Origin of the sequence: Paenibacillus sp. cl6col, from assembly GCF_900102125.1 — a bacterium.
Classification (GTDB): domain Bacteria; phylum Bacillota; class Bacilli; order Paenibacillales; family Paenibacillaceae; genus Paenibacillus_B; species Paenibacillus_B suaedae.
On the sequence record NZ_FNAZ01000004.1, the window covers coordinates 456,743 to 473,823 of the forward strand.

Below are 17,081 nucleotides of genomic sequence, written 5' to 3' on the forward strand. Positions count from 1 at the left end.
ATCCATTTCCTATATGGCGATAACGTGATAGTGAATCCAAGATGAGACATGATCATATATCCAAGATGGGTCTTGGTAGAACAAGAATAAATAAGAACCTGACCTTAAGAACAGGGTGTAATCGGGAAATTAGAAGGGGAGAGCTAAGGCTCGAGTCCCTTTAGGAAAAAAGTGATCGTGCCATCCAGCTGTCCGACCAGAGAATACTTCTGCCCGGAAATGAGCCACGACGTCACGACTTCATCCATAGAACCGAATATGAGTAGACGGGTAAGCTTGACGTCAATATCGTCACGGAATACCTTTTCTTCAATGCCCTGCAATAAGATTCGTTCAATCAGTACAATATAGGGTTTTATAATTTTTCCGATTTCCTTGCGAAGCTCAAGGGAGCTTTGTCTCAGCTCGATTTGCGTGACGAACGCCAAATCCGGATTGCTCTCAAACTCGGCAAAATGGATTTTGCATACATTACGCAATGCTTCCTTGGCCCCGGTCGTTTCTTCGAGGCTTGCATGAAACTTAGCGATAAGCTCTCCAAGCTTCTCCTGAAATAAGGAAATCAGGATATCCTCCTTTCGTTTGAAGTATAGATAGATCGTGCCGTCAGCAACTCCGGCAGTTTTTGCAATTTTGGAAACTTGCGAGCGGTGAAACCCGTGTTCTGCAAAGACTTTGACCGCTGCTTCGAGAATTTGGGAATATTTTTCTTTTTTCTGACTTGTCATGGAATCACCTCGGTGCTAGAATATGGAATACAAATGAATGAATGCTCATTCAGTTTCTGCTGCTATCATAAATTAGAACTGAGATCATTGTCAATCATTGGATATAGATCTGGGTTAAGGCAGTAGAAAGGCACATGGTGACAAGGGGATGAAAACGCTTCCTGTAGGTAATTCATTCATTTGCAATACTGAGAAAGGGGATGGTTCCGATGCCGGGAGCGATTGTGCAGCTTGTCCTATTTTTGGCCGTTACGGGACTCGGCGTTTATTGGTTTGCCAAAGCGGTCTATCACCGGTTCTTGTATGTCAAACTCGGACAGCCGGTAAATTGGAGCGGACGGGTGAAGCACAATTTGCATGCATTTGCCGCCCAAGTGTTCGGGCAGACGAAACTGCTGAAGGATAAGAAAAGCGGCCTGATGCATATTGTCATCTTCTATGGTTTCATCATTTTACAAGTTGGCGCACTGGATATTATTTATAAAGGATTGTCGGGCAAACCGCTGCCCATTCCCGGGTACGAGGCATTCGAGCTGCTGCAGGAAGCAACCGTGACGTTGATACTCATTGCCATGGGGTATGCTGCCTATCGCAGATACGGGGAGAAACTAGGAAGGCTGAAGCGGGGCTGGAAGCCATCGATTGTCGTCTTCTTTATTTACGCTTTGATGTTGTCTGTCTTATTGACGATGGGATTCCATCGGTTAGCTGAAGGAGAAGGGGCATCGGGATACGCGCCGATTTCTTCCCTTATAGCAGGTATTTTTACCGGCATATCCCACGGGGTGGCTGAGGCGCTCTATATCGCATTCTGGTGGGCGCACTTGTTGATTTTGCTTGCGTTTCTTGTCTATGTGCCGCAGAGCAAGCATTTCCATCTACTGTCGGCTCCCGTCAACCTGCTGCTTCGGCGCACAGAGCCTGTCGGGCGGTTGAGCAAGCTTGACTTGGAAGATGAGGAAGCCGAATCGTTCGGTGTGGGCAAAGTGGAGGATTTTACACAGAAGCAGCTAGTGGATCTGTACGCATGCGTCGAATGCGGGCGCTGTACGAATGTATGTCCGGCTGCCAGTACAGGGAAATGGCTGTCGCCCATGCATATGATCGTCAAGCTGCGCGATCACCTGACAGAGAAAGGAGCGGCTATTACCTCTCGTTCACCATGGACTCCTGCCTTTGCATTCAAATCAACGGGTACTCACAGCATGAATCCAGAGGGGGCCGAGCTTGGAAAGTGGCATGGACAGGGGATAACCGACATTGCTTCGACGATGCAGGCGCAGGCAGCCACTTGGCAAATTGCACAACACCCCCCAGAGCAACTTGAGCTTATCGGCGATGTGATGTCCGAGGCTGAAATATGGGCATGCACGACCTGCCGCAACTGTGAGGATCAATGTCCGGTCGGCAATGAACATGTCGACAAAATCGTCGATATGCGCCGTTATCTGGTGCTGACGCAAGGGAGCATGCCGCATGATGGGCAGCGGGCGCTGCAGAACATTGAGCGTCAGAGCAATCCGTGGGGCATTAGCCGCAGTGATCGTGTGAAATGGGTGAAGGAAGTTGATCCTGAAGGTGTGCTCCATGTACCAACCGTGAAGGAGAATCCGGAGTTTGATATCCTGCTGTTCGTCGGCTCCATGGGCTCTTATGATAATCGCAGCCGGAAGGTGACCCGGGCGCTTGTGCGCCTGATGAATGAAGCCGGCGTGAACTTTGCCATACTCGGCAATGAAGAGAAGAATTCGGGCGATACTCCGCGGCGCATGGGCAATGAATTTTTGTTCCAGCAGCTATGCGAGGAGAACATCGTCACTTTCCAAAAATATAATGTACGCAAAATTGTTACGGCTTGTCCCCATACGTACAACACGTTAAAGAATGAGTATCCCGAGTTTGGGCTGGAAGCCGAAGTACTCCATCACAGCGAGCTGCTTGATGAACTGATTCGTGCGGGAAGTCTTGTTCCACAGTATGAGGTGGAGGAACGAATTACGTACCACGACTCCTGTTATCTTGGACGCTATAATGGCGTTTATGAACAACCGCGCAATATCCTGCGCGCGATACGCGGCGTAACCCTGCTTGAAATAGAGCGAAGCCGTGAGAATGGCATGTGCTGCGGAGCTGGCGGCGGCATGATGTGGATGGAAGAGACTGCAGGCAAGCGTGTCAATCTGGCGCGCACTGAGCAAGCACTGGCCACAAAGCCGACCGTAATTTCATCGGCATGCCCGTACTGCCTCACGATGATGGAGGACGGCACGAAACTGCTTGAAGCCGAGGAATCCGTTCAGACGCGCGACATCGCTGAAATTTTGGAATTAGCTGTGTTCGGGGCGGTTAAATTGGATGACAAGCAGCCGATGACGGTTTCATAAGACAGCCTTCAGTATAACCACAAGAAATGATTGTATTTTTTGAACAATGGTCAATAACCTCATTCTCTCGCCATCAATGAACTACTCCATATATCAATCTTCTATAGAATCTGCAACCACAGCAACAAGCAAAGTTCAGATATGTACCCTCAAGAGCAGCTTAACATCAAGCAGCGATCTGAACCGCAGCGGAGCATTGCACATCTCAGAAGTACACATTTCAAGCAATACACACCTCACGAACTACACACTTACAAGTCCTGAAGCAGGAACATCTTACGAAGTGCACCCAGCACTTCTGAAGCAGGGAACATCTCAGAGTATCGTCATCAGCCAACAATTTCATATCTATTAAAGTCTTGAAGTCGTTCTTGTTGTTCTCATCATGTGACACAGACCATTACAAATTGGGAGGGAACTCGCATATGGTTCAACCGATTCAATGCGCCGCCGTTATCGGCTCTGGCGTAATGGGTGCGGCTATTGCCGCCCACTTGGCGGGTGCAGGCATTCGCTGCCTGCTGCTCGACCTTGTGCCGAACCAGCTTACAGAAGCTGAATCCAAGAAAGGACTCACACTGGAGCATCCAGCAGTACGCAATCGTTTAGCTTCGGATGCGATTGCGCGCCTGAAGAAGACGAAGCCGGCACCGCTTTATAGTGAAGAGTTCGCGGGCAGAATTACACCGGGCAATCTCGAAGATGATCTGTCGAAGCTTGCAGACGTGGATTGGATTATTGAGGTCGTCGTCGAGAGACTGGATGTGAAGCGCGACCTGCTGAAGCGAATCGAAGGGGTATGGAAGCCGGGAACGATCGTAACATCGAATACGTCGGGCATATCCATCAACGACATGGTTGCTTCGTGCGGAGAGTCATTTAAAAAGCACTTTTTAGGCACTCATTTTTTCAATCCTCCACGTTATATGAAGCTGCTTGAAATTATTCCAGGAGAGACGACAGATCCGGAAATTGTGTCCTACATGCATGAGTTCTGTGAACGTCGCCTCGGCAAAGGCGTCGTTGTAGCCAAGGACACGCCGAACTTTATCGCCAACCGAATCGGTACATTCGGACTGCTTATTACATTGCGAAATATGATGGAGCTTGGGTACACGGTCGAGGAAGTAGATGCTGTCACTGGACCTGCGCTTGGTCGCCCGAAGAGCGCAACGTTCCGTACACTTGATCTGGTTGGACTGGACACGTTCGTGCATGTAGCAGCGAATGTGCATGACCAGACAGCAGCGACAGTAGAGAAAGATGTATTCAGCGCGCCGGATGTTCTTACCCGGATGGTTGACTTAGGCTGGATAGGTGAGAAACAGGGCCAGGGCTTCTATAAGAAGGTAAAGACCGACTCTGGGAAGGTCATACAGGCGCTGCGCTTTGACACGATGGACTACGAGCCGGTACGCAAAATTTCTTCCGCCTCCTTGGAAGCGTCAAAGTCTGCCAAGGGCGCAGCGAATAAAATCAAGGCGCTGCTCGGTACAAAGGATCGTTATTCCGAACTGGCATGGAATACGCTGAAGCCGGTGCTGCTCTATTCGGGGCACAAGCTGGGCGAAATCGCCGATTCGATTGTCGATATCGACAATGCGATGAAATGGGGCTTCAATTGGGAACTCGGGCCGTTCGAAGTATGGGACGCGATCGGCTTGGTGTCGGCTGCCAAACGTATGGAGGCAGAGGGCGACGTGCTGCCAGATTGGGTACGCGCGTGGATTGCTGAAGGACATACTCACTTCTATGAGAAGCGGGAGGCACAACAATTTTACGTTCATGGCGGGGAGTGGACTGAGCTGGAGTCGGCAGCGGAGCATATTTCGCTCAAGCTGCTCAAGCAGCAGAACAAGGTCGTGCTATCTAACCCGGGTGCTAGCTTGATTGACATCGGGGACGGCGTAGCTTGTCTGGAATTCCATTCGCCGAACAATGCCATCGGTGCGGATATTTTGACCATGATTCAGAAAAGCGTGGAGGAAGTTCGCCGTAATTACCGCGGACTCGTTGTGGCAAATGAAGGGCGTCATTTCTGCGTGGGCGCCAATGTCATGCTGCTTCTAATGGAGGCTCAGGAAGAGGAATGGGATGAAATTGATCTTATCATCCGCCAGTTTCAGACTACGATGCTGACGCTGAAGAGACTGGAGAAGCCTGTTGTAGCTGCGCCGCATCAAATGACGCTTGGTGGTGGGGTAGAAGCGTGCCTGCCGGCAGACAAAATCATTTTCTCTGCGGAAACGTACTTCGGATTGGTCGAAACGGGCGTTGGCTTGATTCCAGCGGGCGGCGGCTGTAAAGAGATGGCCTTGCGCTCAAGCCAAATCGTCGGCCAAACGAATCCAGACCTGCAATCGTACATCAACAGCTATTTCGAAACAATTGCTATGGCGAAGGTATCGACAAGTGGACATGACACGAAGCGGCTCGGCTATATGGGGTCTAACGACTCCGTCGTTATCAACCCGGATCGCCGTATACATGAGGCGAAGATGGCCGTGCTGGAAATGGATCGGGTCGGATATGCGCCGAGAGAAGAGGAGCGCATCCGTGTCGTTGGTGAACCTGGCAAATCCGTACTACAGCTGGCAGCCTATACGATGCACCTCGGCGGCTATATTTCAGATCATGACCGACTGATTGCCAATAAGCTGGCGCATGTGCTTGCGGGCGGCAACGTACCGGCGAACAGCTTGGTGAGCGAGCAATACATGCTCGATCTGGAACGTGAAGCTTTCTTAAGCCTGTGCGGCGAACCGAAGACGCAGGCGCGCATGCAGCACATGCTCTCCAAGGGCAAGCCGCTGCGCAATTAATATCCTTCCAAATTAGGAATGAGGGGAGATCGCAATGAAAGAAGCTGTCATTGTATCTATAGCGCGTACGCCGGTTGGCCGGGCGAAGAAGGGGAGTCTCGCGCAGACGAGAGCTGAGGATCTGGGGAGAACGGTACTGGAGGAAGTTGTTCGACGCGCACCAGGCTTGAACAAATCGGATATTGAGGACGTCATACTCGGCTGCGCAATGCCGGAAGGCGAGCAAGGCTTGAACATGGCACGAATCTTGTCGTTGTATGCAGGTTATCCGCAGGAGGTGCCTGCGGTTACGGTTAACCGGTTTTGTGCTTCTGGCCTGCAATCGATCGCATTTGCTGCAGAACGGATTATGGCCGGCTCTGCGGACACGATTGTTGCCGGCGGAGTAGAGAGCATGAGCGCGGTGCCAATGACCGGCTTCAAGCTTGCACCGCATCCGAAGCTGATCTCAGAAATGCCGGAAGTATACATGGGCATGGGATACACTGCGGAAAATGTTGCGAAGCGATTCGGCATTAGCCGTGAGGATCAGGATCAATTCGCTGCTAACAGTCATCGCAAGGCTGCGGCAGCCATCGCCGAAGGCAAATTCCGTGATGAGATTGTACCTGTCTCAACGGTACAGAGAGGGGTCGACAGCAATGGACGGCCTTGGGAAAAAGAACTGACATTCGATATGGATGAATGCGTTCGGCCGGACACGACAGAAGAAGTGCTTGCGAAGCTGAAGCCTTCGTTCTCCGTGGGCGGCAGCGTCACGGCAGGCAATAGCTCGCCGATGAATGACGGCGCGGCAGCCTGTGTACTGATGAGCGCCGATAGAGCGAAGGAGCTTGGATTGAAGCCGCTTGCGGCCTTCCGCAGCTTCGCGTTGGCTGGCGTCGCGCCTGACATTATGGGCGTCGGACCTGTAGAAGCGATTCCGAAGGCGCTGTGCAAGGCCGGTATTACGCAGGATCAGGTCGATCTGTTTGAGCTGAATGAAGCATTCGCCTCGCAATGCCTGCATATCATTCGCCACTTAGGGCTGGATGAGAGCAAGGTGAATGTGAATGGCGGCGCGATTGCGCTCGGCCATCCGCTTGGCTGCACCGGCTCGAAGCTGACGGCAACACTCTTGCATGAGCTTCGCCGCCGTGGTGGCGGCTATGGTGTCGTATCCATGTGCATTGGTGGTGGAATGGGAGCTGCCGGAGTGTTCGAAGTGTTTGCTTAAACGCTGTGCGTAGACTTATTGCCTTGCATTGTTGCTCAGATTGATCAAATGATTCAAAGCCATTTATCCATTCTTAATCCACTTCGAAAGGAAGAAGATTACCATGACCATGTTGGAACTGAAAATCAAAGGCGGAAGCTTTGTCATTGATGACATCACTCCCGATGCGATTGTTACTCCGGAGGACTTCACCGAAGAACAGCGCATGATGGTGGATACAACTCGTGATTTCGTAGAAGGAGAAGTGCTGCCGCACGACGAAGAATTGGAAAAATTGAATTACGATTTGACGGTTAAGCTGATGCGCAAGGCCGGGGAAATCGGGCTGCTTGGCGCAGATATTCCAGAGGAATACGGTGGTCTTGAGCTCGACAAGGTCAGCTCTACGCTGATCGGCGAAACGCTGACCAAAGCATCTGGCTTTGCGCTCTCGGTTGGCGCGCATGTGGGTATCGGAACACTGCCGATCGTGTTCTTCGGCTCACCGGAGCAGAAGGCCAAGTACTTGCCTGACCTGGCGACAGGCGCTAAAATCGCTGCTTATTGCTTGACGGAGCCGTCATCCGGATCAGACGCGCTTAGTGCGAAGTCGACAGCGAAGCTGTCTGAGGATGGTAGTCATTACGTGCTGAATGGCTCTAAAATTTTTATTACAAATGCAGGCTTCGCGGATATTTTTATCGTATATGCGAAGGTAGACGGCAAGGACTTCACGGCATTCATTGTTGAGAAGGGAATGGAAGGCTTCACGGTTGGGCCGGAAGAGAAGAAGATGGGCATCAAGAGTTCTTCCACTTGTCCGCTCTTCTTCGAGGACGTCAAGGTTCCAGTGGAGAATGTGCTTGGAGAGGTAGGCCGCGGACATGTCATTGCGTTCAATATTTTGAACATCGGCCGTTTCAAGCTGGGCGCGGGATGTCTCGGAGCAGCGAAGGAAGCGATCGAGCTGAGCGTGAAATATGCTGGCGAACGCAAACAGTTCGGCAAGGCGCTTACAGAATTCTCTCTGATCGGCAATAAGCTGGCGGATATGAACATCCGTACTTATGTAACGGAGTCGATGGTGTATCGGACTTCTGGCTTGGTGGACAATGTGCTGAAGGACATCGATTACAAGCAGCCGGATTCGGGGCAGTTAATGGCCAAGGCAATTGCTGAATATGCGCTTGAATGCTCCATTAATAAAGTGTTCGCTTCAGAGGTGCTTGATTTTGTAGCCGATGAAGGCGTACAAATTCACGGCGGCTACGGCTTTACGCAGGAGTATAAAATTGAGCGCATCTACCGTGACTCCCGCATTAACCGCATTTTCGAAGGAACGAATGAAATCAATAGATTGCTTATCCCAGGAACGCTGCTTAAGAGGGCCGCCAAGGGAGAATTGCCGCTCCTGCAGAAGGCGAAGGCGCTCCAAGCCGATCTGATGTCTATCGTATCCAGGCCGGAATCAGGTGGAGCGATGGAGCAGGAGGAACATCTCGTTCAGATGGCCAAGAAGATATTCCTTATGCTTGGTGGATTGGCGGCTCAGAAATACGGTACATCGCTTGAGCAGCATCAGGAAATCTTGAGCAACCTTGCTGATTTAATGATTGCTGTATATGCAATGGAAAGCACGCTGCTGCGCACTCGCAAGCTGATGGCGAAGTCCGGCGAAGCGAAAGCAAAACTTGCGATGCAGATGACAACCGTATACATGCATGAGGCATTCGCTGATATTGAACGAACAGCCAAGGAAACGCTGGCGGCAATGGAGTCAGGCGATGTCTTGCGCACGCAGCTGTCCATTCTGAAGAAGCTGGCGAAGAGCACGCCGATTGACGGCGTTGGCATCAAGCGTGAGATAGCGGAACGCGTGATTCAAGCGGAAAAATACGTGGTCTCGTAATACGCGGGAGCTCCCCGCGAGGAAGGGATGGTTAGGCATGCCATTGGAGAAGCCATGGCTCCGTCATTACCCGCAGGAAATTGACCCGACGTATGATTACCCGCGACAAAATGTCGCCCAATTCCTCATTGATGCAGCCCAGGAATATCCGACACGGCCTGCGCTCGAATTCATGGGGAAGCAGCTGAGCTATGAGCGGCTGCTTGAAGAATGCTGCCGATTCGCAAACGCGCTTGTGCGGCTTGGGATTGGCAGGCAAGAACGAGTGGCAATTATGCTGCCCAACTGTCCACAGACCGTTATTGCGTATTACGGTACGTTAATGGCTGGTTGCATAGCTGTACTGACGAATCCGCTTTATAAGGAGCGGGAGCTGGCGATCCAGCTAGCCGATTCCGGTGCGGCTGCGATCATAACTCTTGATGTATTATATCCGCGTGTGCGTGCCGCTCAGGCACGCACACCGCTTCGGCACGCGATCATAACCTCAATTAAGGATTACTTGCCCTTTCCGAAAAACGTGCTGTTTGCCTTTAAAATGAAGAAAAATGTTCAGGCGGCAGGGATCACCTATAACGATCATGTTCATGCCTTCGTACCGCTGCTCAAAAGCGTACCGCCAAGATTTATGTGCGCCGAGGTGGATGGAGAACATGATCTGGCATTGCTGCAGTATACGGGAGGGACGACAAGCACCCCAAAAGGGGTGATGCTGACTCATCAGAACTTGGTTGCCAATACGATGCAATCGGCTGCATGGTTCTATAAGGTAAAGCGCGGAGAAGAAATCTTCTTGGGAGCGCTTCCATTTTTCCATGTGTTTGGAATGACCATTTTGATGAATCTGTGTACGTTATGCCGGGGGATGAACGTGCTTGTGCCGAAATTCGAGCCCACTGAGATGCTGCGCATTATTCATAAGCTGCGCCCGACCGTGTTCCCAGGGGCACCGACGATGTACATTTCGCTCATTAATCATCCTGACACGGATCGTTATGACCTATCTTCCATCCACACGTGCATTAGCGGTGCAGCTTCGCTGCCGCTTGAGGTGCAGGAGAAGTTCGAGGCGATAACAGGCTGCGTGCTTATCGAAGGGTACGGCTTGACGGAAGCATCGCCGATTACGCATGCGAACCTGCTCTGGGGCAAGCGCAAAAACGGCTCTATTGGCATTCCATTCCCCGATACGGAGGCGAAGATTGTTGATTCCTACACGGGAGAAGAGCTGCCACAGGGCGAGGTAGGGGAACTAGTTGTCCGCGGACCACAAGTAATGAAGGGGTATTGGAACAAGCCGGAGGAGACCGTAACAGCGCTTCGGGATGGCTGGCTGTATACAGGGGATCTGGGCAGGCAGGATGAGGATGGCTTTTTCTCCATTATTGATCGAAAAAAAGATTTGATCATTGCCGGCGGGTTCAATATTTATCCGCGGGAAGTGGAGGAAGTGCTGTACGAGCATCCTTGCGTGAAGGAAGCCGTCGTCGTCGGTGTGCCCGACTCCTACCGAGGAGAGACAGTCAAGGCATATATTGTGACTCGCACAGGTACCCATGTGACCCAAGAGGAGTTAAATGTCTGGTGCCGCGAGCGGATGGCCTCCTTCAAGGTACCGCGCCAATACGAATTTCGCAGTGAGCTGCCGAAGACGATTGCAGGCAAGGTGCTGCGCCGCATGCTTCTGGAAGAGGAAGAATTACTGGTGAAAAAGTAAAGAAGCAAAAAAGGCGAATAAGCAATTAAGCGAAAAGCAGTAGAACCACTAGCAGGCATAAGGTTGAATACGAAAGCGATCGGAGGCGGAGATTTTTATGGCAGAACAGGCCGCATCCCCAGTAGCTATTGCCAGTGAGCGACTTGATCAATTGTATGCGCAAGCGAAGGGAACCTTCTGGGATTACCTTGGCTGCGAGACGATTACGGCAGAGCCGGGGCATGTCGTTCTGAAACTTGATGCTGAACCCCATCATTTGAACGTCATTGGCATCGTTCATGGAGGGGTACTGTCCTCCCTATTGGATAACGCTATGGGATTGGCTACGATGCTGGCTCGTCCTGATGAACATACCGTTACGTCCAACTTGAACGTCAACTTCGTTGCGCCGCTGCATACCGGAGAAATTCGAGTTACGGCGGAAATCGTGCATGAAACGCGCCGTTCAATTACGTGCACAGGACGAGTAACGGATGCAGATGGCAAGCTCGGTTCCCTTGCGCTGGCGACATTCCGGGTGATATAACACCATGTAATAGGTAACGGTAACTTCATAAAGCAAGCCCCTGTACCAATCGGTCAGGGGTTTTTGCATTGTTAAGAAGGTTAGGAGTGTTGGCGCAAATTTAGTGATGAGGAGAGACGGCACTCGGTACATCCGCAACTACGAATATCTCTTAGCCTAGTTCGATTAAGTGTAGGTTAGTAAGGTTATGCTAGAAGGAGAGAATGCCTATCAGGCAGGGTAGAAGTAGGGCCTATACGGCGATAGAAGTGGAGAGGAGTCCGAAGTATGCTGGTTCGATTCGGATACGTGGCGATGTCCGTCACGGTGGCGAATGCTTCGCCGTCGCGCACGATGACATTCACATCATTTTGTAAACTGGAAGATCGCGCCGCGGCGTTGCGCAAGGCGGAACGCATAGCGGAAGAAAATTTGCATAATACATTGCGGCTCTTGAAGCATAATCGTGCGCATGACATTCAATTGTACCGCTTCTCTTCGAAGCTAATCCCGCTGGCTACACATCCCGAACTAAGCGACTGGGATCCATTCCCGGCCTTGCAGGAGGCATTTCAGGCAATTGGACAATATGTTAACGAGCATCATATGCGCGTGTCATTCCATCCCGATCACTTTACCGTCCTGAGTACGCCGCGCGAAGATGTGCTCATCAAGTCTGTAAAGGATCTGGAGCATCATGTTCGGATGTTCAAGGCCATGGGAGTGGATGCTCGTGCGAAGAACAACATTCATGTCGGCGGGGCATACGGAAATAAGAAGATCGCGGGAGAGCGATTCATAGAGAACTTCAAGACATTGTCTGAAGAGGTACAGAAGCGCATGACACTGGAGAACGACGACAAAACCTTCAATGCGGTAGAGACACTTCATATAAGCGAGCAGCTTGGTGTTCCGATGGTACTGGATATTCACCATCAGTGGGTAAATCATGAAGAGGAATCGTTGGATGAGCTGTGGCCGCGCATATTGAAGACATGGCAGACGCCATTTGGGCAGGCGGACGCAGCGCCGGACGATCCCCTCCCACCTAAAATCCATGTATCCAGTCCGAAGAGCGCTTCCGATATACGTGGCCATGCCGATTATGTGGAAGTGAAGCCCCTGCTCGCCTTCCTCAGGGCGATTGCTCCCTATACGGAGCGCATCGATGTCATGCTGGAAGCGAAGCAGAAGGACGGGGCATTATTTCAATTGATGCGGGATCTTGTCCCTTATACGGCGGAAGGGGTTACGATTCTCGACCAAGCGAGCGTGCGAATTGATCCGTAGCTCTTAGCGATGAGATCCACTTGCTACTTGAAAATCAAGCAAAAATAGGATACGTTGAAAAAAGAGCTTTTCCGCAACAGCCAAAAGGGACATGCATAGTTCATGAAACCAAATTTGATGATGCGAAATGGCGAGAGGAGGAAATTTAGCAATGTCTCAATTATTAGCAGGTAAAAATATCGTGGTTATGGGTGTCGCGAACGATCGCAGCATCGCATGGGCCATCGCGCAATCACTCGCCGCACAAGGCGCAAGATTGGCATTTACATACGAGAGCGAACGTGTAGAAGCGCGTGTACGCAAGTTGGCAGAGACGATTCCAAACGCCATCATTCTTCCGTGCAACGTTACAGTAGATGAAGAGATTGATCAATTGGCAGATAGACTTCGTGAAGAATTCGGTACACTGCATGGTCTTGTGCACAGTATCGCATTTGCGAAAACAGAAGAATTGACAGGACTGTATGCAGATACGTCCCGTGCAGGCTTTGCGCTTGCGCAAGACATTAGCGCATACTCTCTCGTAGCTGTAGCACAGCGCTTGCATCCGCTCATGACAGAAGGCGGAAGCATTATGACGATGACATACCTCGGCGCAGAACGCGCGATGAAGAACTACAATGTCATGGGTGTAGCGAAAGCTGCGCTTGAGGCTTCTGTTCGCTACTTGGCGGCAGATCTGGGACAGTTCAACATTCGCGTCAATGCGATCTCCGCAGGTCCGATCCGTACGCTTGCTGCGAAGGGCATCAGCGACTTCAACTCGATCTTGAAGCAGGTTGAAGAGAAGGCTCCACTGCGCCGCACGACAGACACGGCGGAAGTTGGCGATACTGCAATGTTCCTCATGAGCCACTTCTCACGCGGCATTACAGGTGAAGTGATCTACGTGGACAGCGGCTTCCACATTGTCGGCGTGTAACACTCGACTTCCATATCCGCCTTGCCTGGCAGCCGCCTGAATTGGTAGCTGCCTGCGGGCGGATTTTTATTTATCCGGGTGGCGGGCAATCTCATACCGCTCAGTAATAGGGGCTTACTATGTGAGGAGAAAGTAGGAGCATCCAAATGGCAGCAACCATTGTATTTCTTGTTCTTATTGGCCTAATTGCAGCAACGTTCGGCAGTCTTGTCGGACTGGGCGGCGGTATTATCATCGTACCGGGGCTGATTTTTTTCGGGCCGCATTTGCTAGGAGAAGCGATATCCTCCCAGACAGCGGTGGGAACTTCATTAGCGGTGCTTATTTTTACAGCGCTTTCCTCCACACTTGCCTATATGAAGGTGAAGCGGGTGGATTGGCGAAGCGGTGCGATTTATTTTATAACGAGCGGGCCTGCTTCTATGCTGGGTGCGGCATTAACGGAGTATTTCAAGGACAATGTATTTAACTTGGTGTTCGGGTTCTTCATGCTCGGGATGGCAATTCTGATGATCGTGAAGGAACGGCTGAAGCCGGTGAATATCACATGGCGAGGCACACGTACGTATGTAGATCTCTCTGGTCAAGAGACCGAATATGGATACAGCGTTGTGCCGATGCTGTTTATTGGATTTGCAGTCGGCTTCATCTCAGGGCTGTTCGGGATTGGGGGAGGCTCGTTGTTCGTTCCGCTTATGGTGCTGTTATTTCGCTATCCGCCGCATGTCGCTTCAGCCACATCCATGTTTGTCATTTTTCTATCCTCCATTCTCGGAACTACGGTTCATGCCTGGAATGGATCGGTCGATTGGATGCTGGTAGCGGTATTGGCTCCAAGCGCTTGGATCGGCGGAAGATTAGGGGCTGCAATTGCGAATCGAATGTCTGGCAAAGGGCTGTTGCTTGTCCTCCGAATTACCCTGTTCGTACTGGCAATTCGCATGATTGTGAGTGGATTTGCAGGCTCATGAACATTTTACATAGGCTAGGATATTCGAACGAAACTTATAACTGATTACTACGTATATTGGAAGAAAAGGAAGCAATTTTTAATAGAAAGTAGCGTGAAGCCTTGAATACTTCAGATAAAACTCCACACGTGGTCACCAGTAAAAGTTATACAGCGGTAGCGGTCAACTGTGCGGCTAAGACAGGTGAATGGATCAAGAGTAAATTAGGGCAGTACATATCGCTCAATATAAAATCATCTATGCACGATCTCGTTACCGAAATTGACAAAGGAGCCGAGCAGATGATCCGTCGTCTGCTGTTGACTCATTTTCCACAGCATGCCGTTTTCGGTGAAGAATCAGTAGATCCTGGCAAGGATGCAGCCAAGCGGGCGTTGGAGAATGCACTGCAGGAGGAATATGTATGGATCATCGATCCGCTTGATGGTACCACGAACTATGTTCACGGGTTCCCATTCTACTCCGTTTCAATTGCTTTGGCGCATAAGGGAGAAGTCATTGTTGGGATTGTGTACGATCCGATGAGAGACGAACTATTCGTCGCAGAGAAGGGAAAGGGGGCCTATGTGCACGGAAGCCGAATGCAGGTGGCGCCTGAGCAGCAGCTTGGAGCCAGCTTGATTGCAAGCGGATTCCCCACGGAGCGCGAGCGTGCGCTGCCTGCGAATCTGGCGGGAATTACTGCACTTGCGCCGCAGGTTCGCAACATCCGTACCGCAGGTTCGGCTGCTCTCCATATGGCCTATGTAGCGGCAGGCCGCTTGACAGGGTTCTGGGAACTCAACCTGAATGCTTGGGATTTGGCGGCAGGAAGCTTGCTGATCACGGAATCTGGTGGCAAGGTGACAGATACGTATGGCAAGCCCTATCATTTGGGCGTGCGTGATGTCGTTGCTTCGAACGGACATATCCATGGCTCCTTCATTGAAGCGCTAAGAGATGCGAAAGCTCAAGGGTAGAGAATAGCATTCAAGCTCATACTAGTGGAAGCATATGTTTGAGGGAGGTGTTCCTGTGGCTGAACGGGACAAGGATTCACAAGAACGACTGGAAGCGGAGCTGCATGAGCGTCTGACGGCTGGGGAGATGGAGTCCGAAGAGCCAAGTGAGGCTGTGCGACGGCGGATAACGCCGCGGACCGAAATCCGTATTCAGACGACGCTGGATCCAATCGTGGAAGAGACGAATCGGTATCGCTCTATCGCTGAGGAAGTAGACGACCGTTATGACCAATATATGAAGCGCGCTAAGCGCGATGGAGAATCCCGGACATAGTCCGGGATTTTTTTGTGTACCAAAACCATTGACTGAAGTGAGTCATCTTACTATCGAAATTCATTTTGAGGGAGGAAGTTGTTGAAATGATGTCGTACAAGAAGATGATTGCCGTATTATCCGTATCCAGCATGCTCATCATTGCGTCGCCGATAAGTATGGAGGCAGCCCAATCCAAGCAAGAGGTTAAACAGGAGAACGGAATCCTGAAGCCGGAACAGATCGACAAGGAGATCCTTGGAAATCTGGATGCCGTGTATCAGGAATTATCGGGTAACTCGGATTTGAAAATGACATGGGAGCGAATTACTGAAAGCCCGAATAATTTATATTTCTTTATGGGGAAGGATGGGAATCAAGCACAAGTGAACCAAAAGACTGGTGAAGTTCAGAGGGCAACTTGGTTTGCAAAGGCGGATCAAGGAAATGAGTCCCTTCGAACAGCGGCTATCACGGCGGTTAAGGAATTGGATTCTTCTTGGAATGTATCTTTTAATAAAGTGCAGCGCACATTCGAGAAGGATACTGAGACTTTATTCACGTCATTTACGGGAAATAATATTTGGGTATCGCTTGATAACGATAAGGTAATGAGCATTAACCTCACCTATGACTATTCGAAGGCGCCTGCGAAGGTCAAAAAAGGAGCAGAGCAAGTGTTGCAAGCACTGGATGCAAAATCCTTCTCGATCAAGGAAGGGACATTGAACAAAGCAAAGGATAAATCGAGTTGGCAATTCACGGCGTATAAAAGCAAGGAAAAACGGATTATCATTGATGTAAACGGTGAAACCGGAAAAGCAACAAAATTCAATCAATCTGGGAAGTCGGCAGGCTCCTTGCTTGACATTACCGATAAAAAATTCAGCAAATTTAAAAATGAGGATGTACTGGCTGCCGTTAAGCCGCTGGCTAAAAAAGTGTTCGGAATTGATTTGACAGGCTACAGCGTAACTCGCGGAAAAGGTGAGATGGCCAATCGCTTTACATTTAAGAAAGATGGGAAGCCGGAGGTTTCTGGAAATATTAATGAAAAGGGAGAGTTCTACTCTCTTGAAGTTTCGGGTCAATGAACAGTTACTCTACATGCACTTGCTTTTCGCGAGTGCATGTTTTTTTATCTATTTTTTTCATTTCTGTATAAAAAAACTATTTTAAATGGTTGTGCATCTTATTATCGAAATTGACTTCAAAAGTAGGAGGAACGATAATCATGAGATCAAATAAAAAACAACTAACAGGCAAGGAAGTCGAATTGGAAGCAGTCTCGGAATCCAAAGGAACGACGTAATATCATATTTTCCGTTTCCAAAACTATTTAGGGCCTCCATGCATCATAGTGGTGACCGAAGGGGGAGGAACT

At 50.4% G+C, this 17,081-nt stretch carries 13 protein-coding genes; 12 read left to right on the plus strand and 1 reads right to left on the minus strand.

Annotation, left to right across the window (positions count from 1 at the left end; genetic code table 11):
• Nucleotides 1–143: 143 nt before the first annotated feature.
• Complete coding sequence (locus BLS15_RS13870; RefSeq protein WP_028533635.1) at nucleotides 144–728, minus strand: TetR/AcrR family transcriptional regulator; 585 nt, start codon at nucleotides 726–728, stop codon at nucleotides 144–146.
• 209 nt (nucleotides 729–937) lie between these two features.
• Between BLS15_RS13870 and BLS15_RS13875 the strand changes: the two genes are divergently transcribed.
• The 12 genes from BLS15_RS13875 to BLS15_RS13930 all read left to right on the plus strand — a co-directional run bounded on the left by BLS15_RS13875 (nucleotide 938) and on the right by BLS15_RS13930 (nucleotide 16,791).
• Nucleotides 938–3,112: a heterodisulfide reductase-related iron-sulfur binding cluster gene (locus tag BLS15_RS13875; protein WP_028533636.1), complete on the plus strand. Its 2,175-nt coding sequence runs from the start codon at nucleotides 938–940 to the stop codon at nucleotides 3,110–3,112.
• A 425-nt stretch (nucleotides 3,113–3,537) separates the two neighbouring features.
• A complete protein-coding gene (locus BLS15_RS13880; RefSeq protein WP_028533637.1) occupies nucleotides 3,538–5,934 on the plus strand; it encodes a 3-hydroxyacyl-CoA dehydrogenase/enoyl-CoA hydratase family protein in 2,397 nt (798 codons plus the stop codon).
• A gap of 34 nt (nucleotides 5,935–5,968) precedes the next feature.
• Complete coding sequence (locus BLS15_RS13885; protein WP_028533638.1) at nucleotides 5,969–7,150, plus strand: acetyl-CoA C-acyltransferase; 1,182 nt, start codon at nucleotides 5,969–5,971, stop codon at nucleotides 7,148–7,150.
• A gap of 109 nt (nucleotides 7,151–7,259) precedes the next feature.
• Nucleotides 7,260–9,038, plus strand: coding sequence for an acyl-CoA dehydrogenase family protein (locus BLS15_RS13890; RefSeq protein ID WP_036590154.1), 1,779 nt, complete (start codon nucleotides 7,260–7,262; stop codon nucleotides 9,036–9,038).
• Between the two features lie 37 nt (nucleotides 9,039–9,075).
• Nucleotides 9,076–10,755 (plus strand): long-chain-fatty-acid--CoA ligase, encoded by a 1,680-nt coding sequence (locus BLS15_RS13895; RefSeq protein WP_021252282.1) that lies wholly within the window; start codon nucleotides 9,076–9,078, stop codon nucleotides 10,753–10,755.
• A gap of 97 nt (nucleotides 10,756–10,852) precedes the next feature.
• A complete protein-coding gene (locus BLS15_RS13900) occupies nucleotides 10,853–11,281 on the plus strand; it encodes a PaaI family thioesterase (RefSeq protein WP_021252281.1) in 429 nt (142 codons plus the stop codon).
• 267 nt (nucleotides 11,282–11,548) lie between these two features.
• A complete protein-coding gene (uvsE, locus tag BLS15_RS13905) occupies nucleotides 11,549–12,550 on the plus strand; it encodes a UV DNA damage repair endonuclease UvsE (protein WP_021252280.1) in 1,002 nt (333 codons plus the stop codon).
• Between the two features lie 151 nt (nucleotides 12,551–12,701).
• Nucleotides 12,702–13,472: an enoyl-ACP reductase FabI gene (fabI, locus tag BLS15_RS13910; RefSeq protein ID WP_021252279.1), complete on the plus strand. Its 771-nt coding sequence runs from the start codon at nucleotides 12,702–12,704 to the stop codon at nucleotides 13,470–13,472.
• 146 nt (nucleotides 13,473–13,618) lie between these two features.
• Nucleotides 13,619–14,443 (plus strand): sulfite exporter TauE/SafE family protein, encoded by an 825-nt coding sequence (locus BLS15_RS13915; RefSeq protein WP_028533640.1) that lies wholly within the window; start codon nucleotides 13,619–13,621, stop codon nucleotides 14,441–14,443.
• Nucleotides 14,444–14,544: 101 nt separating this feature from the next.
• The gene (locus BLS15_RS13920) at nucleotides 14,545–15,402 is read left to right on the plus strand and encodes an inositol monophosphatase family protein (RefSeq protein WP_028533641.1); all 858 of its coding nucleotides are present in this window, start codon (nucleotides 14,545–14,547) and stop codon (nucleotides 15,400–15,402) included.
• A 34-nt stretch (nucleotides 15,403–15,436) separates the two neighbouring features.
• Nucleotides 15,437–15,718 carry a hypothetical protein gene (locus BLS15_RS13925; RefSeq protein ID WP_036590108.1) on the plus strand — a complete coding sequence of 94 codons (282 nt, stop codon included), beginning with the start codon at nucleotides 15,437–15,439 and terminating at the stop codon, nucleotides 15,716–15,718.
• Nucleotides 15,719–15,804: 86 nt separating this feature from the next.
• A complete protein-coding gene (locus tag BLS15_RS13930; RefSeq protein WP_021252275.1) occupies nucleotides 15,805–16,791 on the plus strand; it encodes a PQQ-binding-like beta-propeller repeat protein in 987 nt (328 codons plus the stop codon).
• Nucleotides 16,792–17,081: the final 290 nt, after the last annotated feature.